Below are 24,657 nucleotides of genomic sequence, written 5' to 3'. Positions count from 1 at the left end.
GGCCGGCCGATCATGCGGACGGCTGCAGGAGGATCTTGATCGCGCCGTCCTGCTTCTGCTGGAACATGCGGTAGGCGCGGGGCGCGTCCGCCAGGGGCAGCCGGTGCGTCGCGAGGCCCTCCACACCGAGCGGGTCACCGTCGCCGGACACCAGCGGCAGCACGTCGTCCATCCACCGCCGCACGTTGGCCTGGCCCATCCGCAGCTGGATCTGCTTGTCGAACAGGTCCATCATGGGCAGCGGGTCGAGCATGCCGCCGTACACGCCGGACAGTGAGATCGTGCCGCCGCGGCGCACGGTGGCGATGGCCTGGTGCAGCACCGCGAGCCGGTCCACGCCGCCCTTCTCCATCAGCGGCCCGGCGACCTGGTCCGGCAGCAGCCCGACCATCTGGTGGGCGAGTTTGCCCAGCGGTGCGCCGTGGGCCTCCATGCCGACCGCGTCGATCACCGAGTCGGAGCCGCGGCCCGCGGTCATCTCCCGCACCGCGCCCGGCACGTCCTTCTCCGCGCGGGCGTCGATGGTGGTGACCCCGTGGCGTTCGGCCAGCGCCAGCCGCTCGGGCACGAGGTCGACGCCGATCACGGTGCCGGCGCCGCGGTGCGCGGCGATGCGGCAGCACATCTGGCCGATGGGGCCGAGCCCGAACACCGTGACGCTGCCGCCGTCGGGGATGCCGGCGTACTCGACGGCCTGCCACGCGGTGGGCACGACGTCGGAGAGGTAGACGAACCGGTCGTCCGGCGGCCCCTCGGGCACCTTGACCGGGCCGTACTGGGCCTGCGGGACCCGCAGGTACTCGGCCTGCCCGCCGGGCACCTGCCCGTAGAGCTTGGTGTAGCCGAACAGGGCGGCTCCCTTGCCCTTCCCGGTCACCTGGGTGGTCTCGCACTGCGACTGGAGCCCCTGATCGCACATGAAGCAGTGGCCGCAGGAGATGTTGAACGGCACCACGACCCGGTCGCCGGGGCGGAGGTTCGGCACGCCGGGGCCGACCTCCTCGACGACGCCCATCGGCTCGTGGCCGAGGATGTCCCCGGCGTCCAGGAACGGGCCGAGCACCTCGTACAGGTGCAGGTCGGAGCCGCAGATGCCGGTCGAGGTGACGCGGACGATCGCGTCCGTGGGCTCCTCGATCCGCGGGTCCGGGACGTCGTCCACGCGGACGTCACGCTTGCCGTGCCAGGTAACAGCCTTCATGCCCGTCCGTGTGCCCGCGGCCCGGGGGGTGAAACATCTACCGGCCGAGCCAGCCGTGGTCGCGGACGACGTCGAGGACGACGCGGCGGACGCTCAGCACCTGCTCGGCGGTCAGCGTCGGCACGCCGGCGAGCAGCGCTTCGGTCAGCTCCTCGCGGAGGTCGTGCGCCGGGGGCGGGCCCTCGCCCTCGGCGGGCCGGCCGACCAGCCGGATGTCCGACGCCTTGCGGCCGCGCTCACCGTCGGAGACCGTGAACTCCACGACCACACCGGGCGTGATCAGCCGTTTGTCCGCGTCGAGATCGTTGACGTGCATGAAGACGTCCTCACCACCCCCTTCCGGCGCCACGAAACCGTACCCGCGCACCTCGTCGAACCGGACGACCTTGCCCCTGACCACGAGCCCCCACCCTCCCGGCGAAGTATCGCGCCAAGGTACGCCCTTGCCACGACCTCGCACAACGGGCCGGGTGTCACCCGCGGCGACCGTGGGTACCCGGACGGTGGAGCGGGGGTCCACTGTGGAGAGGTGACGGGATGAAACTGCTGTACAAGCCGCTGAGCCTGGCCGTGAGCGCGCTGGGCGGGATCCTGGCCGGCATGCTGTTCAAGCAGGCTTGGCGGGCCGCGACCGGGGAGGACGAGGCACCGGAGGCCACGTCGTCGGACTACTCCACCCGCGAGGTGATCACCGCGGCGGTGCTGCAGGGCGCGATCTTCGGCGGCGTCAAGGCGGCGGTCGACCGCGCCGGTGCGCGCGCGTTCGCCAAGGCGACCGGCAAGAAGCTCGACTAGGTCCGGTGTCCGGTACGCACGGCTCTGCGGGCGCGGTCGCCGAACATGGACAACGCCCGCAGCGCCGCACCCAGCTCCGCGATGTCCGCCGGGTCGGTCAGCGACCGGCCGAGCACGTCGGTGATCCGCTTCACCCGGTGCCGCACGGTGTTCGGGTGGCAGTAGACCCGCTCGGCGATCTGCTTGGTGGACCCGCCGCAGTCGAACCAGGCGCGCAGCGTCAGCAGCAGCACGTTGCCCTCCTCGCCGGGCAGCTCCAGGATCGGCCGCAGCACCTGACCGGCCAGTTGCGCGGACGCCTCCGGGTCGCTCGCGACGAGCCCGGCCAGTGGTGACTCCTGGAACCGCGCGACGTCCTTCGTCCCGGGCGGCAGGCTGTTCATCGCCACGCGGGCCAGGTGCAGCGCCCTGGCCGTGTCGCCGAGGCCGGCGAACACCGGGCTGACCCCTACTCGCGCGCGCGGGTTGTCCCGCAGCAGTTCCAGCACCCCGTCCGCGTCGCGCACCGACACCACCCCGATCTGCAGCTCGGGCGTGAGCCGCCAGGCCGAGGCGTGGTGCCGCTCCCGCAAGCGGGTCTCGATCAGCGGCAACGCCTCCTGGCCCAGCCCCGGCGCCTCCGCCGCGACCACGACGAACGTGCCCTCCAGGGGCAGGTCGAGCATCCGCGCGATGTCCCACAGCGTGCCCTCGGTGGCGCTGCCCCCGGCGAACAGCGCCTCCACCAGCGCCAGCCTGCGGTTCTGCCGGGTCCGGCTGATCTCGGCCATGGTCGCGCGGTAGGTCGAGGTCAGGTCCTCGGTGTAGTCGTCCATCAGGTCCCAGATGGCGGTGGTCGCCGCGACCAGCGTGGCGACGTCCTGCGCGGGCGTGGTCAGCTCGACGAAGCACTGCCACACCTCGGTGAACCCGATCCGGAACGCCCGCAGCAACTCCGGCAGCGGGGCGCCGGCCAGCGCTCGGTCGCGGCCGGTCGCGCGTGCCTGGGACAAGTCGGGTGCGCCGGGCTCGGACAGGGCGCGGACCAGGAACTGGAGGTTGTCGCGGCAGGAGGCGAACAACTGGTCGTGGGAGACGAACCGCTCCTCGCGGTAGACGGTCATCTCCCCGAGAATCTGCTCGTAGGTCGCCTTGGTCATCTCCGGCAACCGCGTCAGGGCGCGGCCGGCCAGGCCGGCCACCGCGGGGTCGGCGCCCGTGTACCTCATGAGATGTCCGTCCTCCTCGTCGAGGGCTCGCGAGTGGACATCTAACACGAAAGTGTCCAACTGTGCGCAACCGCAGCACAAAGCCCCGCATCTGCGGAGAGATGCGGGGCTTTGCCGGCGTAACCGCGGACGATCACTTCATCTCGGCCGCCGCGGTCCGCACCGCCTCCCGGATGCGCGAGTAGGTACCGCAGCGGCAGATGTTGCGGATCTCGTCGAAGTCGGCGTCGCTGATCTCGCGCCCCTCCGCGCGGGCCTGCCTGACCTTCGCGATGGCCGCCATGATCTGACCGGGCTGGCAGTAGCCGCACTGCGCGACGTCCCGGTCGAGCCACGCCTGCTGCATCGGGTGCAGTTCGCCGGTCTCCGGGTCGGCCAGCCCTTCGATGGTGGTGATCTCGTCGTCCGGCCCGATCGCCGACACCGGCACCGAGCACGGGTTGAACGCCTTGCCGTTGATGTGGCTCGTGCACGCCTTGCACACGTTGATACCGCAGCCGTACTTCGGACCGGTGATGCCGAGCAGGTCACGCAGCACCCAGAGCAACCGGACCTTGTCGTCGGCGTCGACCGTGACCCGCTTGCCGTTGACCGTGAAAGTGTGTTGGGACAACGAAGTCTCCTCAGAAGGTGTGGGCCAGGCCGTCGACCGGCGATTCGGGCACCGGCGGCACCTTCGGCTTCGGCTCGAAGCTCAGCGTGCCGTGGTTGATCGGGAAGCGCGTCGGCATCTTCCCCACCGCGCGGCCGTAGGCGCAGGCGGCCGCGGCGAACGAGCTGGCGACCGCGAGCTCGCCCGCGCCGCCGGGCTCACCGGTGGTGGCGGGCAGGACCACGACCTCGATCTCCGGCGGCGTGTTCCACTGCCGGGTGTAGAAGTAGTTGTCCCAGCTCGCTTCCAGCGGCAGGCCCTGGTCGATGTGCAGGCTCGAGGTGAGCGCGAGCGCGATGCCGTCGTTGACGCAGCCGATCGTCTGCGCCTCCAGGCCCTTCGGGTTAATCGGCAGGCCGGCGTCCACGACCGCGACCGCCTTGGTGACGCGCGGCCCGGCGACGCCGTTGCGGATCTTGCGGTTGACGGTCTCCGGCCGGCAGTCGATCTCCATCAGGACCGCGCTGACGCTCTTGTACTCGTGGTGCAGCGCGATGCCCTGGGCGGTGCCGGCGGGCATCTTCCGGCCCCAGTTGCCGACCTCGGCGACCTTGTCGAGGACCTTGCGGATGCGGTCGTCCTTGAGGAAGTTCCGCCGGAACGTCAACGGGTCCTGGCCCATCTTCGCGGCGAGCTGGTCGACGATCAGCTCGCGCGCGCAGACCACATTGGGCGAGTACACGTTGCGCATGCTGGCGGTGTGGAACTTCAGCGGCACCTCGTTGAGCAGCTGCGTGGTGGCACCGAAGTTGTAGGGCATCGAGGTGGACAGCATGAACACGGTCTGGGAGAACCCGACGTCGCCGACCGGCAGCTTCGCCGCGACGGCGGTGAGGATCTCGCCGAGGCCGTGACCGAAGTCGGTGGTGACGCTGGTGTGCCGCTGCTCGTAGCTGACCACGTTGCCCAGGGCATGGTTGACCCGCACGCGGGACAGGCACATCGGGTGGGTGCGGCCGTGCCGGGCGTCGTCGGCGCGGTGCCACATGAGCTTGACCGGCTTGCCGATCTTCTTCGAGATCTCCGCGGCCTCCAGCGCGGCGTCGCCGAACAGCTTGCGCCCGAACGAACCGCCGCCGGTGACGACGTGCACCTTGACCGCGGGGACCGGCAGGCCGAGCATCGCGGCGACCTTCTCCTGCGTCACGATCGGCGACTTGAGGCCGGACCAGATCTCGGCCCGGTCGGCCCGCACGTCGGCGATCGCGCAGTTGGTCTCCAGTGCGCTGTTGCTGGCGAAGGCGAACACGAACTCGGCGTCGATCGACTGCGTCAGCACCGGCGGCACGGCCAGCGGCAGCGCGGCGGCCCGCAGCTTCGCCTCGACGGTCGCGTCGGACTCACCGTCCACTGTGCCCGGTCCCCAGTCCACCTTGAGCGCGCGGACCGCGTCGATGCACTGGCCGAACGTGTCCGCCCGCACGGCGACGCCGCTGGAGACGGTGACGACGTCGGTGACGCCGGGCATCGCCTTGACCTCGGCGAGGTTGGCGACCGACCGCACCGTGCCGTTGATCGTCGGCGGGCGGCAGACCATGGTCGGCTTCGCGCCCGGGACCTGGAGGTCCATCGTGAAGCGCTTGCGCCCGGTGACCGCGTCGAGCGCGTCGATGCGGGTGGTGGGCTTGCCGATGATGCGGAACTCGGAGGTCTTCTTGAGGGTGGCGGAAACCTCCTCGGTGCGCGCGGCGGCGGCGGCCTCGGCCAGGGAACCGTAGCTGGCGCTCCGCCCGGAGGCGGAGCGGATGACGCCGTCGCGGGCGGTGAGCGTGGCAGCGTCGACCTTCCACTGCGCGGCCGCGGTGGCCAGCAGGCGGGCGCGGGCGATCGCCGCCGCGGTGCGCACCGGGTTGTACAGCGAGCGCACCGAGTTCGACCCGCCGGTGAGCTGGTTGAACACCAGTTCCGGGCGGGCGTCGGCGAGGTTGACGCCGACCTTGCTCAGCGGCAGGTCCATCTCCTCGGCGATGAGCATCGCGACCGTGGTCGTGATGCCCTGGCCGACCTCGGCGCGGGGCACCGCGAAGGACACGGTGTCGTCGCGGTTGACCTGGATCGCGATGAGGCCGGAGGTCGGCATCGCGGCGAGCGTGAGGGCGTCGCCGAGGTCCAGGACGTCGGCCGGGCCGGGGAGGGTGGGGATCGCGGCGCCGGCCGGTGCGGGGGCGGCGAGATCACCGCCGAGCTTCGCCGCGACCGCCAGGGTGGGCGCGGCGAGGAGATAACCGAGGAACCGGCGCCGTTCCAGGGCCGGGGCCCCGTCACCGGGCGCGGGCGATCGCCGTTGATGCGCCATCGAGAAGTCCTTCCGAGATCCACGTTGATCGCGGTCACGATAGGAATCGGGCTCCGGCAGGGTCAACGATGAGTAGCCGTGCCTGCGCATCTCTGTGACGGGATGACAGCCGCGTGCCACACAACTGTGACGCAGACACAGCCGAACGTCGTACAGCGCTCGGCCGAACGGTCCAGCCCCGGACAGCGGTGCGGGCGGAGACCACCGGCCTCCGCCCGCACCCGGACCGCGTCTCAGTCCGCGGAGTGCATGATCACGCCGCGGATGTTCTTCCCGTCGCGCAGGTCCTGGTAGCCCTCGTTGACCTCGTCCAGGGTGTAGCGCTTCGTCACCAGCTCGTCCAGCTTCACGTGCCCCGCCTGGTACAGGCGCAGCAGCCGGACGATGTCGTACTGCGGGTTGGCCGACCCGAACAGCGTGCCCTTGACCGTCTTCTCGAACAACGTCATCACGCCGCCGGACAGGTGCACCGTCAGCTTCTCCGGGTTGGCCAACCCGGTGATCACGACCGTGCCGCCCTTGCCGATCACGTTGAACGCGTCCGTCACGACCTGCTCGTCCACCGTCCCGACGGTGATCAGCGCCTGGTCGGCCATCTGGCCCCAGGTCAGCTCCGTCACCTTCTCGGCGGCCTCGGCGGCGGTGGCGAAAGCGTGCGTGGCACCGAGTTCGAGCGCCTTCTCGCGCTTGAACTCCACCGGGTCCACCGCGATCACGTTGGCGGCACCGGCGTGCGCCGCGCCCTGCACCGCGTTGATGCCGATCCCGCCGATGCCGTACACCACGCACGTGTCACCGGCCCGGACACCGCCGGCGTAGTTCGCCGACGCCCAGCCGGTCGGCACTCCGCAGCCCACGAGCACCGCGGTCTCCAGCGGCAGCCAGTCGTCCACCTTGACCACGGAGTGCTGCGAGATCGTCGCGCGCTCGCTGAACGTGCCCAGCATGCACATGGCGCCGTAGTCGGTGCCGCCGCGGTGGAAGCGGAACGAGCCGTCGGGCAGGTTCCCGTTGAGGATCGTGGCGCCCATGTCGCACAGGTTGGACCGGCCGGTGGCGCAGTAGCGGCAGGTCCCGCAGTTCGGGATGAACGAGCACACGACGTGGTCGCCCGGCTGGACCTTGGTCACGCCGGGGCCGACGTCCTCGATGATGCCGGCGCCCTCGTGCCCGCCCACGATCGGGAACCGCGGCACGAGATCGTTGTCGATCAGGTGCAGGTCGGAGTGGCACAGCCCGGCGGCCGTGTACTTGATCAGAACCTCACCCTCACGCGGCCCGTCGAGCTCGAGTTCCTCGATCTCGAACGGCTTTCCCGCGGAGTGCAGGACTGCGGCCTTGGTCTTCACGCCGATCACCTCTTTGTGACAGGGGTCTCATCCGCCGACGGCTACATCATGCCATCTCCGGCCAGCGATGCGGCAGCGTCAAGTAGACCGTCCGTCCATCGGTCGAGGGTGGCGCGCCCCGCTTCCGCGCTCGCCCCGGCCGGGTCGCCCAGCACCCCGTTCGGGCTGACCCCGCGCACGCCTTCGCCGCGCAACCGCCCCATCAGCTCGGGCAGCGGACGCGTCACGCCGGCCTGGAAACGGTTGGTGCGCACGGCTTCCGGCCGGACCGCCAGCATCACCGACGTCTCCAGCCGCCCGGCGTGGGTGTCACCGGCGGGGCCGTCCGGCGACCAGGCACGCACGTTCCGCCCCTCGGCCCGCAGTGTCCGCACCGCGCGGCGCACCGGCATCGCGTTGCCGCCGTGCGCGGACACCAGGAGCACCCCGGCGAAGGCGTCCGCGGAGCGCACCAGCTCGACCAGGACGAGTTCGGTGGCTTCCTGGCCGATCGACAGCGTGCCCGGAAAACCCGCGTGCTCCCCGCTGGATCCGAACGGCATCGCGGGTGCCACGACGATCTCCGGCCGCGCCCGGCCGAGGCGGCGGCACAGCTCGACCGCGATCTCGGTGTCCACCGTGTACGGCAGGTGCGGGCCGTGCTGTTCGGTGGCGCCCAGCGGCACCGCCAGGAGGGGGCGCTCCCCCAGTTCGGGCCAGGCGAGATCGGCGAGGTTCACGGTCTGGTCCCGGCCGGCGCGGCACCGCGCGGCGGATCGGCGGCGGCACGTCGCGGCCGGCGGGCCGGCCAGTTCGACAGGTCGGGGACGAGCGGCCCCGGTTCGCCCTCGCGCAGGCACCCGCGCCACACCCCGGCGCCGTAGGCGAGGTCGTCGGCGGCGCGCGCCAGCAGCCACCGGGGCGGGTCGAGGTCCGGCCGGGTCCGCACCCAGTCCAGCAGGTGCCGGGCGTAGGCCAGGGCGAGGACGCGGCGGCCGCGCCGGGTCAGCGCGAGCAGCGGGACCGCCGCGGGACCCCACGCTCCGGTGAGCGCACCGGCGAGGAAACGCCCGGCCGCGACGTGCCCGCGCAGGGCGATGCCCAGCGCCTCGCCCGCCGGCACGCCGAGGGGTGCCAGCTTGCGCGGAAGCAGGGCCGCGGTGGCGAGCGCGATCGCCACCGCGGTCTTCGGACGCCCGGCGGCGAGCGCGAGCCACGCCAGGGCCGTCCAGCCGGACACCCGGACCGGTGCGAGCGCGGTGCGGCCGTGCCGGCGCGCCAGCGGGGCGGCGGAGGTGCCGTAGCTGTAGCGCTGCGTCAGCCAGGCCCGCCAGGTGGTGCGGGGTTCGTGCACCACTTCCGACCGCGGCTCGTACCGCACCGACCCGCCCGCGTCGACGAGCCGCCAGATCAGGTCGACGTCCTCACCGAAGCGCAGGTCCTCGTCGAACCCGTGGATCGCCCGCAGCGCCGACGTGCGGACGACGAGCGCGGCCGTGGGCAGGTAGGTGATGCGCCCGCGCGGGCGCACCTGAGCCGGGACGCAACCCATGTCCAAAGCGGACTCGTGGCGTTCGTAGCGGGCCAGCGCCCCGTCGCCGGGCGCGCTGCGCACCCGCGGCGCGACGGCCACCACCGCGGGGTCCTCGAACTGCGCGAGCAACGGTGGGAGCCAGCCCGGCCGGGGCCGGGTGTCGGCGTCGAGGAAGGCGACCAGCTCGGTGGTGACCTTGCGCCAGCCGGTGTTGCGGGCCGCGGCGGGGCCGCGCGGCACCGGGTGGCGGTCGACGGCGTGCGGGACCGGCACGGCCGACCCGTCGTCGATCACCAGGGTCTCGCGGACCTCGGCCAGGCACGGCAGGAGCGCGGCGAGCCGGTCGGCGTGGTCGCGCACGGGCACGACGACGGTGACGTCCCGCGGGGTCAGCGTGGCCTCGGCGTAGCCGGGGTGGACCATGCCGGCGAGGACGAGTTTCTCGGCGAGCCGCCGGTGGTGGGGCATGTCCCCGACCTCGGCGCCGGCCGCCCACGCGGCGTACAGCCGGGCGCCGGTGGCGGACAGGGTGATGACCCGCAGCGGCGAACCGCCGACGAGCACCCGCCCCCCGGCGACCGCCTTCGTCGAGGGATCCACGCGCAGCACCGTCATGCCGTGAACCCCCCGTCCGCGTGCACCACCGTGCCGGTGATCGCGCTCGCGTCGGGTCCGCAGAGCCAGCACACCGCGGCCGCCACCTCCTCGGGTTCGAGCAGCCGCTCGGCGAGCTGGTGCCGGGCGAACTCCTCGACGTCGTCCAGCTCGTACAACGCGGCGGTGGCCGCGAGCATCGGGGTGCGGGTCGATCCGGGCGACACCGCCGTCGCGGTGACGCCGGTGCCGCGCAGGTCCGTGGCGAGACCGCGGACCAATCCGGTGACGGCGTGCTTGGCCGCGTTGTAGCCGGCCAGCCGCCACAACCCGGTGTGGGCCGCGGCGGAGGCGAGCGCGACGAAGCGCCCGCTGCGCGGCTGGGGGCGGCGCAGCAGGGCCGGCACGGCCGCGCGGGCGAGGTGGAAGACGCCGTCCACCCCGGTGCCGAACAGCGATTCCCATTCGGCATCGGTCGTTTCCCACAGCGGCCGCCCGCCGGCCATCACCGCGGCCGCGGCGACGGCCGCGTCCAGCCCGCCGAACTCGCGCTCGGCGACGCGGACCGCCTCGTCGAGCGCCCGCTGGTCGCGCACGTCGGCCACGACGTCGATCACCTGTCCGGGCCACTTCGCGGCGATCCCGGCGAGCTGCTCACGCCGCCCGAGCGGGTAGGCCACGCCCGGCAGGTCCGCGGCGATGTCCACCGCGACCACGCGCCAGCCCTCGTCGGCGAGCCGGTGCACGACGGCCGCGCCGATGCCCCGGGCCGCCCCGGTCACCACGGCCACCCGCGCGGTCACCTGATCATCTCCACGCCCGGAGCGTGCCAGCTCAGCCCGCATCGCGGAACCACCCCACCGCACCCGGCCGGGCCGTTCACAACGACACCCCCGCCCGGTGCCCCTCCACCACCGCGGCGTGCGCGCGCCGCGGGGCCAGGCAATCACCCGCCCGCAGGACCGGGAAGGGCGCGTCGCGCAGCGCGTGCCACAGCGAATCCTCCGGTGCCTGGTGCGTCGCGCACACCACCCAGTCGCAGCGGACCTGCCGGACCTCGCCGGTCGTGTGCCTGAGCACCCGCAACACCACGCCCCCATCCTCCGCCGCGGCGGCATCCAGCACCATTTCGTCCGTCGACTCGGCCACCCCGAGCGCGTGCGCCCGCCGCCCGAACAGCTCGCGGTCCAGCGTGGTCCCCAGGTCCTGTCCCACGACCATGGCCGGTGTCGACAGCGTCACCCGGCACCCGCGCTGCGCCAGCAGCTCCGCCACCGAGGTCGCGGGGTGGAAACCGGTCTCGTCGATCACCACCACCGATCCCGACGGCGACACCCCGCCCAGCACGTCCCGCGCGTGCACCACCCGCGGCAGGCCCGCCGCCCACTCGGGCACCACCGGGCGGGCCCCGGTCGCCAGCACGACCGCGTCCGGCGCCTCCGCCAGCAGCTGGGCTGCGGTCACCGCCACCCCGGTCCGCACGTCCGCACCCGCCGCACGGCACTCGCGCGACAGGTCGCGCACCAGGTCCCCCAGCTCGGCCCGCCCGGGCGCCGTGGCCGCCAGCGCGATCTGCCCGCCCACCGACGCCGCCCGTTCGCAGACCGTCACGTGGTGCCCCCGCTGGGCGGCCGTGGCCGCCGCCCGGAGACCCGCCGGGCCGCCGCCCACGACCAGTACCCGCTTCGGCCGCGGTCCCGGCTCGGGCAACGGCACCGCCTCCCGCCCGGCGCGCGGGTTCGCCACGCAGCCCAGCCACCGGTTCAGCCCCACCCGGCCGGCGCACTCCTGGTTGCACGACAGGCAGGTGCGCACCGGCCGGCCCGCGCGGGCCTGGCCGGCGAACTCCGGGTCCGCGATCTGCCCGCGCACCACCCCGACCAGGTCGCACAGACCCTCCGCGAGCGCGCGTTCGGCCTCCGCCGGGTCCTTGATCCGCCCGATGCCGACCACCGGCAGCGACACCGCCCGCCGGAACGCCCCGGCCACCGGCAGCGCGTACCCGCGCGGCACCGCCATTGACGGTTCGACCAGGTACAACGACGCGGTCGCGACCCCGATGGAGGTGTTCAGGTAGTCGATGCCGGGCGCGATCATCCGCGCCACCTCGACCGCCTCGCCGAGCGTGACACCGCCCTCGACCAGGTCGTCACCGGACAGCCGCACGCCCAGCGCCCGCGACGGCCCGATCGCCGCGCGCACGGTGCCGATGATCTCCCGCAGGATCCGCGCGCGGTTCGCGAGCGACCCGCCGTAGTCGTCGGTCCGCAGGTTCGTCGCGGGCGCCAGGAACCCGCGCACCAGCGAGGACTGCGAACACTGGATCTCCACCCCGTCGAACCCGCCCTCGGCGCAGTGCCGGGCGACCCGGCCGTACCCGGCGACGACCTCGGCGATCTCCGCGTGCGACATCGCCTTGGGCACCTCCCGGAACAGGGGATCCGGCACCGGCGAGGGCGCCCACACCACGCGGCGCGAGTACCGCGACCACGCCTGACCGCCGTTGTGGTTGAGCTGCGCGAAGATCGGCACACCGTGTGCGTGCACCGCGCCGGTGATCCGCCGGTAGCCGGGCACCACCTCGGGCCGGTAGCCGTGGATCACCTTCTCGTAGGGCCAGTCCGAGGGGTGCACGACGTGCTCCTCGGAGATGATCAGTCCGGCACCGCCCGCGGCACGGGCGGCGTAGTACGCGGCGTGCTGCTCGGTGGGCAGGTTGCCGGCCGCGTAGTTGGTCAGGTGCGCGGCGAACACGATCCGGTTGCGCACCTCGACCGGCCCCAGCCGCAGCGGTTCGAACAGCAGGCTCACAGCGCCACCGCCGCGCGCCTGCCCTCCAGGACGGCCTCGTGGATCGTCCGCGGCGCCACCGCGTCCCCGACGGCGATGCCGGGCAACGCCGGATCCGGCCACCGATGTCCACAGTGGACCAAAACCGCGCACGGCAGCTCCCGCACCGCCCCGGTGTGCACGTCCTCCGCCACCACGTGGTCCCGCCGCACCACCCGCGGGCGGGACCGCTTCACCAGCGTCACCCCGGCCCGCTGCAGCCGGGTGTTGACGCCGGCGAGGTCGCCCGTCCGGGCAGCGATCGCCGGGTCCGGGCTGACGATCGCCACCGCACGGCGGCCCGCCAGCAGCTCCGCGACCCCGGCGCCGACCCAGTCGCCGACCGGGTCGTGCACCACAACCGGCCCGTCCGGCAGGGCGGCACCGGCCAGCACGGTCACCACGTCGAGCACCGCACCGCCCTCGACGGCGTAGTCCCGGGGCCCGGCGGTACTGCCGGTCGCGACGATCACCGGCCGCCCGTCCGGCTCGCGGGTCTCCACCCCGGTCGAGACCCGCACGCCCAGCCGCCGAACCTCGGCCTCCAGCCAGTCCACCAGCTGGCCGAGCCGCTCGCGGCCCGCCACCCGCGCGGCGATCCGGACCATGCCGCCGAGCCGGTCGTCCCGCTCGGTCAGCTCCACGTCGAACCCGCGCAGCGCGAGCACGCGGGCGGCCTCCAGCCCGGCCGGTCCGCCGCCGGCCACCAGCACCGCACCGGATCCCGGCCCGCCCAGGGGATCCTCCGTCTCGTGCCCGCTGCGCGGCTCGCCGATGCAGCTGACGACCGGGTTGCGCGGATCCCGCACCCGGCACATCTGGTTGCACAGCACGCACGGCCGGGGCGCCCGCCCGGCGCGGACGTGCCGGACGAGGTCGGGGTCGGCGATCAGCGCTCGGGTCATCTCGACCAGCCCGGCGTAGGCCAGTGCGCGTTCCGCGTCGGCGGGGTCGACCACACCGCCCTGCAGCACCGTCGTCACCGGCCCGGCGAGACTGCGGCACAACCCGGCGTTGAAGGCCGGCCCGGTATGCAGATCCGGGCGGGAGTCCGCGAACGCCGAACCCCGCACCGGCACCAGGTAGTCCAGCAGGCCGGCCACGTCCGGCACGAGCTCGGCCGCCTGTTCCGGCGTGATCCCCGCCCACGGGGCGCCTTCGTCGCACGCCAGGCGCAGCCCGAGGATCCGGTCGCCGATGGCCGCCCGGACCACGGCCAGCACCTCCCGCAGCAGCCGTCCGCGGTCGCCGTAGGCGTCGCGCCGCTGGTTGGTCAGCCCGGAACAGAACTGCCGGATCAGCGAGTACTGCCCGGCGTCGATCTCCACACCGTCCACATCGGATTGGACGGCCAGCGCCGCGGAGTCGCGGAACCCGGCGATCAGCGCGCTGATCTCCGGCTCTTCCATCTCCATCGGCAGTTCGCGGCTCACCGGGTCCGGCACCCGCGACGGCGCCCACAGCGCCGACTGGTGGTAGGCCGAACTCCCCTGCCCGCCGGTGTGTCCCAGCGAGGCCACCACCAGTGTCCCGTGTGGACGACAAGCGTCCGCGGTGGATCGCCAGCCCGGTCCGCACGCGGCGGCCAGCGGCGCGCGTTCGTAGGGCCAGTCCGATGCGTGCACGCTGGCCGTCTCGGTGACCACGATCCCCGCGCCACCCTCGGCGCGCCGCCGGTAGTAGGCGACATGCCGGTCCGCGAGCGCCCGGCCGCAGGCGAGGTTGGTTTCGTGCGGGCCGAAGAGGACCCGGCTCGGGGCGGTGTGGCCGCCGACCCGGACGGGGCCGGTCAGCCCGGTCATCGCGCCGGCTGGAACCCCGCGAGCGGGCTGGTGTCGCAGGCCCGGTCCGGCCGCGCGCCGGCCTCGGGCGGCCCGAACCCGATGCTGACCGGCACCTTCCGGCTCTGGCGGCTCTTGCGGGTCGTGGAGTGCGAGTGGTCGATGTGCGAGCGCGGTGCGGGCGTGCCCACGCCGGCCAGCGCCAGTTCCCCCCGGCCCTGGACGCATTCGGGATCCGGCCCGTCCAGCGGCAGACCGGTGAAGAACTTCGCCGCCATGCACCCGCCCTGGCAGGCGTCGTAGGCCGAACACGACGTGCACGCACCACCGGTCTGCGGACCGCGCAGGCGCTCGAACAGCTCCGAGGTGCGCCACACACCGGCGAACCCGCCCGCATCGCGGACGTTGCCGGCCAGGAACTCCTCGTGGATGGCGAACGGGCAGGCGTAGACGTCGCCGACCGGGTCGATCAGGCACACCACGCGGCCCGCGCCGCACAGGTTGAGACCGGGCAGCGGGTCCGAGCCGAGCGCGTTGAGGTGGAAGAACGAGTCGCCGGTGAGGACCTGCTCGCCGTGCGCGACCAGCCAGTCGTAGAGCTGCCGCTGCTGCCCGGCGGTCGGGTGCAGCTCGTCCCAGGTGTCGGCGCCGCGGCCGGACGGGCGCAGCCGCGTGATGCGCAGCTGGGCGCCGTAGCGGTCGGCGATGGCCTTGAACTCGTCGAGCTGCCCGACGTTGTGCCGGGTCATGACCACGGACAGCTTGAAGTTGCGGAAACCGGCGTCGCTCAGGTTCCGCATCGCCCGGATCGCGGTGTCGTAGGAACCGGGCCCGCGCACGTGGTCGTTGACCTCGGCGGTGGCACCGTCGAGGGAGATCTGCACGTCCACGTAGTCGCTGGCGGCGAGCCAGCGGGCCCGCTCGGGGGTGAGCTTCACGCCGTTGGTGGAGAACTTGACACCCACCTGGTGGTCCACCGCGTACTCGACGAGCTCCCAGAAGTCGGCGCGCACGGTCGGTTCGCCACCGCCGATGTTGACGTAGAAGACCTGCATGCGCTGCAGCTCGTCGATGACGGCCTTGCACTCCGCCGTGCTCAGCTCCCGCGGGTCACGGCGTCCCGACGAGGACAGGCAGTGCACGCACGAGAGGTTGCAGGCGTAGGTCAGTTCCCAGGTCAGGCAGATGGGCGAGGTGAGCCCCTGCTTGAAGTGTTCGACGAGCTTCATCGCACGCCCTTCGTGGTGGGTTCAGCGCGGTTCGATCGTGCCGTTCTCGGCCAGTCCTGCCAGCGCCGCGAGGTAGGCCGGGCGCTGGTCGGCGGGGACGCCGGCGGCGTCGAGCGTGGTGTGCACGTCGGGCTGGTCCCCGAGCGTGCGCACCACCTCGACCAGGATCTTCGTCTTCAGGAACGACAGCCTCCGGGTGCCGAAGTCGTAGGCGAGCGCCCCGAACGGTTCCGGCCGCAACGCGACCCGCGGGGAGCACCGGTAGGCGCGGTCCGGATCGAACACGCCGGTCAGTAGACGCCGCACATGCCGTCGATGGAGACCTCTTCGACCAGCAGGTCCTCCTCGACGAGCGTGTCCTCCACAGCGGGGGCGGCGTTCTCGGCGTCGGACATGCGATGCTCCCTTCGGCGATCCGGCCGCTGCGGTGCGGCCGCGCTTCCCGGACAATAATGGCACCGAGTGCCGAATGGAAGAGGGATGACCGAAAAGGCGGATCCGGCGCCCCGCGCGGGGCGCAAGCCGATCACTTCGCGGGCGGAGGTCGAGCACGCGGCGTTCGCGTTGTTCGCCAGCCGCGGCTTCGACCGCACCACGATCGACGACATCGCGAAGGCCGCCGGCATCGGACGGCGCACGTTCTTCCGCTACTTCCCGTCGAAGAACGACATCGCGTGGGGCGACTTCGACGGCCAGCTGGACAGGATGCGCAAGCGGCTCGCCGCCTACCCGCCGGACCTCCCGCTGCCCGACGTGCTGCGGGACGCGCTGGTCCGCTTCAACCGGGTGGACCCCGCCGAAGCGGTGTGGCACCGGCAGCGGATGGAGCTGATCCTCACCACCCCGGCGCTCCAGGCGCACTCGACCTTGCGGTACGCGGACTGGCGGCAGGTGATCGCGGAATTCGTCGCCGGACGGCTCGGCGTGCCCGCGTCGGCGCTGGCCCCGCAGACGGTCGCCTACACCGCGCTCGGGATCGCACTGGCCGCGTACGAACAGTGGCTGCGCGACCCCCTGGCGGACCTCGCCGACCTGATGGCCGCCGGGGTGGACCAGCTGACCGCGGCCCTGGGCTGAGCTCCCGGTCAGGCGGCCTGGCGGAGGAACTCCGAGGCCTGCGCCCACACGGTCCGCAGGTCCGGGTCCTCGACGGTCCAGGTGGTGGACCGGATGCTCCCGCGGTCGCGGTAGGTGCGCATGATCCGCACGTGCTCGGGCAGCCCGACGAACCCCCGCAGGGCCTGCTTGCTCCGCCACACCGAGACCGACCCGGACCGGCGTTGCAGCGGCTCCGCCCACAGCCAGTGCCCGACGGCACCATCGAGGCTGGGCCAGTGCCGGGCCAGCCGGCGGCCCGCGCGGTAGATCCCCGGCATGTCCCACAGCCGGTTCGAGGTGTAGTCGGTGACGCTGACGAGCACCGGACCGGCGGCCTCGGCCGGTCCGGCAACCCACGACGTTCTCAGCACTGTTCATTCCTCCGGTAGCAGATCGGGGTGGACGGCCAGGGCACGCAGCCGGTCCAGGACGGCGCGGCGGGCGCGCGGAAAAGTGGTGTCCGGGCCGACGAACCGCGAATGGATCACCGCGGACTCGCCCAGCGCGTCGATCTCGTAGGCGAGCTGACCCGCGTCGGTGCCGCCGGGCAGTTCACCGAGCGCGATCGCCTCCTCGACCACGGACCGGACGAAGCCCAGCCAGTCGTGCAACGACTGCGCCGTCTTCTCCCGGACCACCCCGGGCCGGTCGTCGAAGTCGGTCTGCGCGGCCAGGAAGAAGCAGCCGCCGGGGAGCACGCCCTCGGCGTAGAAGGCCATGCGCGCCTCGTGCAGCGCGAGGACGCGGCGCACCCCCGCCGGAGCCCGCAGCGCAGGCGCCATCACGCGGTCGGTCCACTGCGCACGCGCCCGGTCGATCGCGTCGAGCTGCAGGTGCTCCTTGTCCTTCCAGTGCGCGAACAGCCCGGACTTGCTCGTGCCCAGGTGCTCGGCGAGCCGGCCGAACGTCAGCCCTTCCAGGCCGTACACCGACGCCAGCGCGACCGCCGCATCGAGCACGGTCTCCCGGGTCCGCCGCCCCCGTTCGAGCCGGGCGTCCCGCCGCTTCTCCATCACACCGATCAGCATACACATAAAAGCGACCGGTCGGTCTTTTTTCTGCCGCCGCTGGTCCCGAGCACGACCGGCGGAACCGGTCCTAGTCCGCGACCAGGTTCAGCAGCGCCGCCGGGCCCAGCACGCCCGCACCCTCGGCCTCGACCCGCGCCCGCAGCTCCCGGTCCGCGGTGACCACCACGATGTGATCACGCGGGCGGGCGTCCCGCGCCTTGCGCACGCTCTCCACGATCTGCGCATCACCGTCACGCACCGCCGCGATCACCTCGACGTCATCGGCCGGTGGCACGTCCCGCGCCTGCCCCTCCACGACCATCTGCACCCGCGGCCACCACGACCACTCCGCGCCGCCCAGGCCGACGTCGGTGCTGCGCACGCCCTCGTGCACCAGCCCGGACAACCGGTCCCGCAACCGTTCGGCGGCACCGGCCCGGTCCCGCCACCACCCGTCCGGCCGCGACCCGACCACGTTCGCCGCGTCCACGACCAGCACCAGCTCGCGGCCGAGCTGCGCGTGCAGCGCCGGCCACGCGGTCGCGAAGTCCACGTGCAACGGGTAGGAGCCGACCTCCTCCGGGGGCACCCACCGCAGCTCGGCGCTCTCCTCGCTGACCACCCGCTCCCGCACCGGGTGCCGGGTGCACGCGAGCACCGTCGTGTAGCTCCAGCCGCCGTGGTCCACCACCGACTCGGCCGTGGGCCGCACCGCGGCAGCCGGCACCGCGGCCTCCTCCCCGGCCTCCCGCGTCGCCGCCTCGCGCGCCGTCTCGTCGCCGCGCCGCGCGCCGCCGGGCAGTGCCCACGTCTCGCCGTGGTGCGTCCACCACGCCCGGTGCTGCAGCAGCACTCCCCGCTCGGGGTCGGTCAGCAGCAGGCCGGCGGCGCCGTGGATGCCCCAATGCCGATGGCCGAGTTCGCAGTACACGAAGCCGTCGCCGTCATCCGGGGTCATAGGTCCAGCTTGGCACACCTCATCGCACCGCCCGCGCCTCGAGCGCGAGCGCGGCGGCGCCGACCAGGGCGGCATCGTCGCCCAGCTGCGCGGTGCGGATCCGCGCGAGCGGCCGGTGCCTGCCGCCGGTGATCGCGGCCGCGTAGTGCTCGCGCGCCTCGTCGAGGAACAGCGGCGCCGACTCCGACACCCCGCCCGCGATCACCACGATCTCCGGGTCGAACACGTCCGCCACCAGCGCGAGTCCTTCGCCGAGCCACTTCGCCAGCTCGGCGACCGCGCGCTGCGCGAGCGGGTCGCCGTCGCGCGCCGCGCCGGCCACCCGCCGCCCGGTGAGCGCACCGGGGTCCGCGGCGATGTCCCGGGCCAGGACCGTCGAGCTGCCCGGGTAGCGGGCGAGCAGCTCGATCGCCGTCGCCGCCAGCGCCGTCCCGCTGCAGTAACGCTCCCAGCAGCCGTACTTGCCGCACGGGCAGGCCCGGCCGTCCGGCACCACGGTGAGGTGCCCCAGCTCGGGCGCGACCCCGTGCGCGCCCCGGTACAGCCGGCCGTCCAGCAGCAGGCCCGCGCCGATGCCGGTGCCGATCGCCACCAGTGCCGCCACGTGCGCACCGCGGGCCGCGCCGAACCGGTGCTCCCCCACCGCGGCGGCGTTGGCGTCGTGCTCGAGCGTGACCGGCAGACCGACGCGCTTGGCGATCCGGTCCGCCACCGGGGCGTGCCGCCACGCCAGGTGCGGCGCGAACATCACCGTGCGGCGGTCGCCGGCGACGAACCCGGCGACCGCGAGCCCCACGGCGCCGACCTCGCCGGCCCCACCGGCCCCACCGGCACGGTCATGCCGGTTGCGCAGCTCGTCGATCACCCCGCCGATCGCGTCCTCCAGCGCGGACTCCGTGCCCGGCGTGCCCGTGCGGGCGGTGTCCAGGACCGAGCCGTGCTCGTCCACCACCCCGGCCCGCACACTCGTGCCGCCGACGTCCAGACCGATCGCGAGCACTAGCTCTCCCGCCACTGCACCGGAATGCGCTGCACCCGGCCGGACTCCGGCCGCGGCCGCGGGGGTGGCTGGAACCCGGGCATGTGCACGCCCTCCTGCGGCTCCCACCGGTCGGCCAGCACCGCGCGCAGCAACGCGATCAGCTGCGCCGCCTGCTCCAGCACGCGGGCCGCGAACTCGGGCTTCTCCCCGCGCACGAGGGCGACCACCGCGCACAACGGGCACCAGCCGCAGTCGGTGCCGTCCGCCGGCGTCTCCGGCTCGCCGTGCCCGGCGGCGACCACCCCGTCCAGCCAGGGCGCCGCGCGCTCGACGACCATCTCGACGAGCAGCCGGATCTCCTCCGCCAGGCTCGCCGCAGTGGCCCCCTCACCGGTCGTCATGCGTCCTCCCCAGGGGCGGCCAGCCAGACCACGAGCCCGTCCGCGCCGGACTCCGCGCCGGTGATCCGGCACGGGCGCAACGCCTCCGGCAGCGCCACCAGGCGGCGGAACCCGTCCACCGTGACGGCCAGGTCGTCGTCCACCCGTGCCAGGTCGAGCCGCGCGTCGCGGTTGAGCGGCAGCGCCAGCCGCAACCGGTACCCACCGTCCACTTCGGTCACCTGGAGCAGCGGCGTGGGGTCGCCGCCCCGGCCCGCCAACGGGTCCCGCTCGCCGTAGAGCTCAGCGGCGATCTCGCGCAGCGCGGGCAACCCGACCGGCTCGGCCGCGCGGTGCTCCACGCAAGCCGGCTCCCCGCTCAGCTCGGCGAGCACCTGCTCCTGCTGGCGGCGGCGGGTGCGCATCCAGGACGCCGCCGGGCCGCCCCACACCCCGGGCGCCGGCACCAGCCGGTTCACGATCAGCCCGTCGACCCGGATACCGCGCAGCGCCAGCGAACTGAGGGTGCGCCGCGCCTCGGCCACCACGACCCGCTCCGGGGTCAGCACCAGCCGCACGGTCGTGACGGCGGGATCGGTCAGCAGGTCCCGCAGCGCGCCCACGTGCGCGGCGAGGTCGCGTATCGACCGGGCGAGCCCGCGCGACCCGGTGACCGTGAGCTGCCAGCCGAACACCTTGTCCAGGTACCCGGAAACCGCTTCGGGAAGCGCGAGCAGCCGCAGGGTCTCCGCGGTCGGGCCGCAGTCGACCACCACCACGTCCCAGCGGCCGGCCTCGGCCAGCCGCTGCACCTCGGTCAGCGCGAGCAGCTCGTCCACGCCGGGCAGCACGCTCAGTTCCTCGGCGTCCAGCGCGTCCACCCCGGCCCCGGCGAGTGCGCCCTTGAGCCGGGCGCGCAGGTCCTGCCAGATGTCGTCGGCCAGCCCGCGCGAATCCACCTGCGCGCCGTGCAGCCGGCTGTCCACCTCGGACGGTTCAGCACCGAGCGGGACACCGAACGCGTCACCGAGCGAATGCGCCGGGTCGGTGGACACGACCAGGGTCTTGTACCCGCGTGCGGCGAGGGCCGCGGCGGTCGCCGCGGCCAGCGTCGTCTTGCCGACGCCTCCCTTGCCGGTGAACAGCAGCAGCCGCGTCATGCGCCGCCCCGCCCTCAGGCGAGGTCCTCCACCCGGCGCTTGAGCTCCTTGAGCGCGGTGTCCATCACCATCTTCTCCGCCTTGCGGCGCAGCAGCCCGATCATCGGCAGCACCAGCTCCACCGACAGCGTGTAGGTGACCCGGGTGCGGCCCTCCCCGGCCGGCACCAGCTCGTAGCGGCCGTCCTGCGCCTTCTGCATCTGCCCGCGCACCAGGTGCCAGCTCACCGAGCGGCCGTCGGCGGCCCAGTCGTATTCCAGCGTGTAGACGTCCTTGATCGGACCGGCGTCCAGCGTCAGCTTGACCTGCTTGGCGCGGCCGGCGTCGTCGGTGGCGAGCACCTCGGTCTCCCGGACCTGCTTGGCCCATTCCGGGTAGGACCCGAAGTCCGCGATCACCGCCATGACCTTCTCCGGCGGCGCCTCGACCTCGATGGACTGCGTGGACTGCTCGGCCATGGCGGAGAGGTTACCGCCTGCGCCCGGTTCGCACCGCAGTCACCACCGCAGCACCCAGGGCCGCCCGGTGACCTTGAAGTGGCCGACGTTGCGGCACTCGGTGCGGCCGACCCGCAGCCGCGCCGACAGCGGCTGGTGCACGTGCCCGAACAGCGACCACCGCGGCTGTTCCGCGTAGATCAGCCCGCGCAGCGCCGACGAGCCCAGCTCGTGCCGCCGGGCCACCACGTCGTAGGTCAGCTCCGGCAGCGCCGGCGGCTGGTGGGTGCAGAGCACGTCGATGTCGGCGAGCTTGCCGACGGCCTCGTCGAACTCCTCCTGGGTGCGCAGGTAGGGCCGCCACACCGGGTTGGACCGGCGGATCGTCGCGCCCGGCGGCAGCACCACGCCGCCGGTGAAGCCGAACCGGAGGCCGCCGATCTCGACGACCTCGCCGTCCACCAGCCGCACCTCGTCCCCGGCGAACTCCGGCCACAGGTCCGGCGAGTCCACGTTGCCGGCGATCGCGTACGTGGGCGTGGTCATCGCCGCGAACAGCGCCGCGTACTGCTCGCGGACGGCCTCCGCGACGGCCGCGGCCGGGTCGTCCAGGCTGGACCACAGCGAGCGGGAGAAGGCGATCGACTCCTCGCGGGTGCCCTCGCGCCGCAGGCGGGCGAACGTGGCGACCTTCTCCGCGCCGAACAGCGTGCCGAGGATCCCCTGGTCGTGCTGGTGGTAGTCGACGAAGTCCAGCAGGTCGCCGAGGACGATCAGCGCGTCGGCGCCCTCCCCGGCCCGTGCCAGGGCCTCGGTGTTGCCGTGGACGTCCGACACGACGTGAACCCGCATGATCCCCCAGTTTAGCGACGCGGCGAACCCGCCGGGGGGACACCGGGCTCCCGGCCGTCCTCCAGGATCTCCTTCAGTCCCAGCGCCACCGCCTTCGCCGCGCGGGCGCGCCGGTCGAACTCGCGGCGCAGCTGCCGCGGGCTCATCGGCGCCTGCGGACTGGCGCGGAGGAAGTAGTGCAGCAGGGTGCCGTCGAGCGTGCGCTCCAGCCAGACCTCCATGGTGCCGACCAGAGCACCCCGCACGGTCCAGCGCAGGCCCTCGTCGCCGCGGTCGGTGTAGACCTCCAGCACCAGGTCCGGCCAGTACCGCCGCCACGCCGCCGGGTCGGCGAACACCGCGGCCACCGTGCCGGGCGGTACCGCGAGGAAGGTCTCGTCGACGATGTCGATGCTCGGCGGCGCACCGTTGAGCGTGCTCACGCCCAGCAGGATGTCACGCCCCGAGGTGCCGGTGGCCCGCCCCCTTGGTCGTAAGGTGTCACCGACGCTAAGTTGTGACTGGCGAGTAACACCCTTGAACCACGGAGGTCCACCGTGCGCGAGTACAGCGCCCCGGCAGTGCAGCCGGTTGCCGACGACGAGAACCTCGCCGACATCGTGTGGGCGAACGCCGAGCGGTTCCCCGACGTGATCAGCTTCCGGCGCCAGGTGGACGGCTCGTGGCTGGACATCACCGCCCGCGAGTTCGCCGCGCAGGTCATCGGGGTGGCGAAGGGCCTGGTCGAGGCCGGGATCGAGCGCGGTGACCGGGTGGGGCTGATGTCCAAGACCCGTTACGAGTGGACGCTGATCGACTTCGCGATCTGGGCGGCGGGCGCGGTGACCGTGCCGATCTACGACACGTCCTCGCCGGAGCAGGTCGCCTGGATCCTGTCCGACTCCGGCGCCAAGGGTGTGTTCGTGGAGACCGGCGAGCACCTCGCCGCCGTCGACGAGGTCCGCGACCGGCTGCCGGAGCTGCGCTACACCTGGCAGATCGAGGCCGGCCGTCCCGCCGTGGACGAGCTGACCACGCTGGGCGCCGAGGTGGCCGACGACACCGTGCACGACCGGCGCCGCGCGGTGCGGGCCGGCGACCTGGCCACCATCGTGTACACCTCCGGCACCACCGGCCGCCCCAAGGGCGTCGAGCTGACCCACCGCAACCTGCTCGCCGAGATCCGCGCCGACATCAACGCGTTCCCGCAGCTGATGGAGCAGGGCAACTCGCTGCTGTGCTTCCTGCCGCTGGCGCACGTGCTGGCCAGGGCGATCGCGGTCACCGCGTTCACCGCGCGCGTCACGCTCGGGCACACCCCGGACGTGAAGAACCTGGTCGCCGACCTCGGCACGTTCCGGCCGACGTTCGTGGTGGCCGTGCCGCGCGTGTTCGAGAAGGTCTACAACGGCGCGAAGCAGAAAGCGCACTCCGAGGGCAAGGGCAAGATCTTCGACGCGGCCGAGCAGGTCGCCGTGTCCTACAGCGAGGCGCAGGATTCCGGCGGGGCGGGCCTGGCGCTGAAGGCGCAGCACTTCCTGTTCGACAAGCTGGTCTACGGCAAGCTGCGGGCCGCGCTGGGCGGCCGGTGCATCGCCGCGGTGTCCGGTGGGGCGCCGCTGGGCGCGCGGCTGGCGCACTTCTTCCGCGGCATCGGCGTGCCGGTGTTCGAGGGGTACGGGCTGACCGAGACCTCCGCGGCAGCCAACGTCAACACGCAGGACGCGTTCCGGGTCGGCACGGTGGGCCGCCCGGTGGCCGGCACCTCGGTGCGCATCGCCGACGACGGCGAGGTGCTGCTCAAGGGTGACGTGGTGTTCGGCGCCTACTTCAACAACGAGACCGCGACGAAGGAGGCGCTGGAGGACGGCTGGTTCCACACCGGCGACCTCGGCGAGCTCGACCGCGACGGGTTCCTGCGCATCACCGGGCGCAAGAAGGAGATCATCGTGACGGCGGGCGGCAAGAACGTCGCGCCGTCCGGCCTCGAGGACACCATGCGCGCCCACCCGCTGATCAGCCAGGCCATGGTGGTCGGCGACCAGCGCCCGTTCATCGCCGCGCTGGTGACGATCGACGAGGAGTTCTTCCCGTCCTGGAAGCAGCAGAACGGCAAGCCGGCCGGCGCCACGGTCGCGGACCTGGCGCAGGACCCGGACCTGCTCGCCGCCGTGCAGGGCGCGGTGGACGAGGCGAACAAGCAGGTCTCGCACGCCGAGGCGATCAAGAAGTTCGTCATCCTGGACAAGGACTTCAGCGAAGCAGGCGGCGAGATCACGCCGAGCCTGAAGCTGAAGCGCAACGTGGTGACGAAGAACTACGCCGGGTTCATCGAGGGCCTGTACCAGAAGTAG

General features: G+C 73.2%; 26 protein-coding genes. 3 read left to right on the top strand and 23 right to left on the bottom strand.

Going from position 1 to position 24,657, the window contains the following annotated elements; translation table 11 throughout:
• Nucleotides 1-10: 10 nt before the first annotated feature.
• Nucleotides 11-1,201 (bottom strand): zinc-dependent alcohol dehydrogenase, encoded by a 1,191-nt coding sequence (locus FHX46_RS09960; RefSeq protein WP_167112681.1) that lies wholly within the window; start codon nucleotides 1,199-1,201, stop codon nucleotides 11-13.
• Between the two features lie 37 nt (nucleotides 1,202-1,238).
• Entirely contained in the window at nucleotides 1,239-1,601 is a 363-nt protein-coding gene (locus FHX46_RS09955) for a cold-shock protein (protein ID WP_167112679.1), read from the bottom strand.
• Between the two features lie 137 nt (nucleotides 1,602-1,738).
• Between FHX46_RS09955 and FHX46_RS09950 the strand changes: the two genes are divergently transcribed.
• Entirely contained in the window at nucleotides 1,739-1,996 is a 258-nt protein-coding gene (locus FHX46_RS09950) for a DUF4235 domain-containing protein (protein WP_167112677.1), read from the top strand.
• Here the strand turns inward: FHX46_RS09950 and FHX46_RS09945 are convergent.
• The 12 genes from FHX46_RS09945 to mftA all read right to left on the bottom strand — a co-directional run bounded on the left by FHX46_RS09945 (nucleotide 1,993) and on the right by mftA (nucleotide 15,842).
• Nucleotides 1,993-3,204, bottom strand: a complete 1,212-nt coding sequence (locus FHX46_RS09945) for a PucR family transcriptional regulator (RefSeq protein ID WP_167112675.1) — start codon at nucleotides 3,202-3,204, stop codon at nucleotides 1,993-1,995. The genes FHX46_RS09950 and FHX46_RS09945 overlap by 4 nt on opposite strands.
• 133 nt (nucleotides 3,205-3,337) lie before the next feature.
• Entirely contained in the window at nucleotides 3,338-3,817 is a 480-nt protein-coding gene (locus tag FHX46_RS09940) for a (2Fe-2S)-binding protein (protein WP_167112673.1), read from the bottom strand.
• A gap of 10 nt (nucleotides 3,818-3,827) precedes the next feature.
• Nucleotides 3,828-6,152, bottom strand: a complete 2,325-nt coding sequence (locus tag FHX46_RS09935) for a molybdopterin cofactor-binding domain-containing protein (protein WP_167112672.1) — start codon at nucleotides 6,150-6,152, stop codon at nucleotides 3,828-3,830.
• A gap of 233 nt (nucleotides 6,153-6,385) precedes the next feature.
• Entirely contained in the window at nucleotides 6,386-7,501 is a 1,116-nt protein-coding gene (locus tag FHX46_RS09930; RefSeq protein WP_167112670.1) for an NDMA-dependent alcohol dehydrogenase, read from the bottom strand.
• A 41-nt stretch (nucleotides 7,502-7,542) separates the two neighbouring features.
• Entirely contained in the window at nucleotides 7,543-8,220 is a 678-nt protein-coding gene (gene mftE, locus FHX46_RS09925; RefSeq protein ID WP_167112668.1) for a mycofactocin biosynthesis peptidyl-dipeptidase MftE, read from the bottom strand.
• A complete protein-coding gene (gene mftF, locus FHX46_RS09920) occupies nucleotides 8,217-9,629 on the bottom strand; it encodes a mycofactocin biosynthesis glycosyltransferase MftF (protein ID WP_167112665.1) in 1,413 nt (470 codons plus the stop codon). Before mftF ends, mftE begins: the two co-directional genes overlap by 4 nt.
• Nucleotides 9,626-10,411, bottom strand: coding sequence for a mycofactocin-coupled SDR family oxidoreductase (locus FHX46_RS09915; protein WP_167112663.1), 786 nt, complete (start codon nucleotides 10,409-10,411; stop codon nucleotides 9,626-9,628). The genes mftF and FHX46_RS09915 overlap by 4 nt, the downstream gene beginning before the upstream one ends.
• A gap of 76 nt (nucleotides 10,412-10,487) precedes the next feature.
• Nucleotides 10,488-12,419 (bottom strand): mycofactocin system FadH/OYE family oxidoreductase 2, encoded by a 1,932-nt coding sequence (locus tag FHX46_RS09910; RefSeq protein WP_167112661.1) that lies wholly within the window; start codon nucleotides 12,417-12,419, stop codon nucleotides 10,488-10,490.
• Nucleotides 12,416-14,239, bottom strand: coding sequence for a mycofactocin system FadH/OYE family oxidoreductase 1 (locus tag FHX46_RS09905; protein WP_167112659.1), 1,824 nt, complete (start codon nucleotides 14,237-14,239; stop codon nucleotides 12,416-12,418). The genes FHX46_RS09910 and FHX46_RS09905 overlap by 4 nt, the downstream gene beginning before the upstream one ends.
• On the bottom strand, nucleotides 14,236-15,447 hold the full coding sequence (mftC, locus tag FHX46_RS09900; protein WP_167112658.1) for a mycofactocin radical SAM maturase: 1,212 nt from the start codon (nucleotides 15,445-15,447) through the stop codon (nucleotides 14,236-14,238). Before mftC ends, FHX46_RS09905 begins: the two co-directional genes overlap by 4 nt.
• Nucleotides 15,448-15,468: 21 nt before the next feature.
• Nucleotides 15,469-15,753 carry a mycofactocin biosynthesis chaperone MftB gene (gene mftB, locus FHX46_RS09895; protein WP_167112656.1) on the bottom strand — a complete coding sequence of 95 codons (285 nt, stop codon included), beginning with the start codon at nucleotides 15,751-15,753 and terminating at the stop codon, nucleotides 15,469-15,471.
• Complete coding sequence (mftA, locus tag FHX46_RS09890; RefSeq protein ID WP_167106612.1) at nucleotides 15,738-15,842, bottom strand: mycofactocin precursor MftA; 105 nt, start codon at nucleotides 15,840-15,842, stop codon at nucleotides 15,738-15,740. The genes mftB and mftA overlap by 16 nt, the downstream gene beginning before the upstream one ends.
• A gap of 85 nt (nucleotides 15,843-15,927) precedes the next feature.
• Here mftA and mftR point away from each other — a divergent pair, with 85 nt between their 5' ends.
• Nucleotides 15,928-16,524 carry a mycofactocin system transcriptional regulator gene (mftR, locus tag FHX46_RS09885; protein WP_167112653.1) on the top strand — a complete coding sequence of 199 codons (597 nt, stop codon included), beginning with the start codon at nucleotides 15,928-15,930 and terminating at the stop codon, nucleotides 16,522-16,524.
• A gap of 8 nt (nucleotides 16,525-16,532) precedes the next feature.
• On the opposite strand, the gene FHX46_RS09880 is transcribed toward mftR, so the two are convergent.
• The 9 genes from FHX46_RS09880 to FHX46_RS09840 all read right to left on the bottom strand — a co-directional run bounded on the left by FHX46_RS09880 (nucleotide 16,533) and on the right by FHX46_RS09840 (nucleotide 22,746).
• The gene (locus tag FHX46_RS09880) at nucleotides 16,533-16,916 is read right to left on the bottom strand and encodes a hypothetical protein (RefSeq protein ID WP_167112651.1); all 384 of its coding nucleotides are present in this window, start codon (nucleotides 16,914-16,916) and stop codon (nucleotides 16,533-16,535) included.
• Nucleotides 16,917-16,919: 3 nt separating this feature from the next.
• On the bottom strand, nucleotides 16,920-17,558 hold the full coding sequence (locus FHX46_RS09875) for a TetR/AcrR family transcriptional regulator (RefSeq protein WP_167121325.1): 639 nt from the start codon (nucleotides 17,556-17,558) through the stop codon (nucleotides 16,920-16,922).
• Nucleotides 17,559-17,643: 85 nt separating this feature from the next.
• A complete protein-coding gene (locus FHX46_RS09870; protein WP_167112649.1) occupies nucleotides 17,644-18,513 on the bottom strand; it encodes an NUDIX domain-containing protein in 870 nt (289 codons plus the stop codon).
• A 19-nt stretch (nucleotides 18,514-18,532) separates the two neighbouring features.
• Complete coding sequence (locus FHX46_RS09865) at nucleotides 18,533-19,498, bottom strand: ROK family protein (RefSeq protein WP_167121324.1); 966 nt, start codon at nucleotides 19,496-19,498, stop codon at nucleotides 18,533-18,535.
• 14 nt (nucleotides 19,499-19,512) lie between these two features.
• Entirely contained in the window at nucleotides 19,513-19,896 is a 384-nt protein-coding gene (locus FHX46_RS09860) for a hypothetical protein (RefSeq protein WP_167112647.1), read from the bottom strand.
• Nucleotides 19,893-21,035: an ArsA family ATPase gene (locus tag FHX46_RS09855; protein WP_167112645.1), complete on the bottom strand. Its 1,143-nt coding sequence runs from the start codon at nucleotides 21,033-21,035 to the stop codon at nucleotides 19,893-19,895. Before FHX46_RS09855 ends, FHX46_RS09860 begins: the two co-directional genes overlap by 4 nt.
• A gap of 14 nt (nucleotides 21,036-21,049) precedes the next feature.
• Nucleotides 21,050-21,493, bottom strand: a complete 444-nt coding sequence (locus tag FHX46_RS09850) for an SRPBCC family protein (RefSeq protein ID WP_167112643.1) — start codon at nucleotides 21,491-21,493, stop codon at nucleotides 21,050-21,052.
• A gap of 39 nt (nucleotides 21,494-21,532) precedes the next feature.
• Complete coding sequence (locus tag FHX46_RS09845; RefSeq protein WP_167112641.1) at nucleotides 21,533-22,324, bottom strand: metallophosphoesterase family protein; 792 nt, start codon at nucleotides 22,322-22,324, stop codon at nucleotides 21,533-21,535.
• Between the two features lie 11 nt (nucleotides 22,325-22,335).
• Nucleotides 22,336-22,746 (bottom strand): polyketide cyclase / dehydrase and lipid transport, encoded by a 411-nt coding sequence (locus FHX46_RS09840; RefSeq protein ID WP_167112639.1) that lies wholly within the window; start codon nucleotides 22,744-22,746, stop codon nucleotides 22,336-22,338.
• A gap of 114 nt (nucleotides 22,747-22,860) precedes the next feature.
• Between FHX46_RS09840 and FHX46_RS09835 the strand changes: the two genes are divergently transcribed.
• Nucleotides 22,861-24,657, top strand: a complete 1,797-nt coding sequence (locus FHX46_RS09835) for an AMP-dependent synthetase/ligase (protein WP_167112637.1) — start codon at nucleotides 22,861-22,863, stop codon at nucleotides 24,655-24,657.

Origin of the sequence: Amycolatopsis viridis (genome assembly GCF_011758765.1) — a bacterium.
GTDB classification, from domain to species: Bacteria; Actinomycetota; Actinomycetes; order Mycobacteriales; family Pseudonocardiaceae; genus Amycolatopsis_E; species Amycolatopsis_E viridis.
The sequence above is the reverse complement of the archived record's forward strand: the minus strand, read 5'-3'. Positions and strand labels throughout refer to the sequence as shown.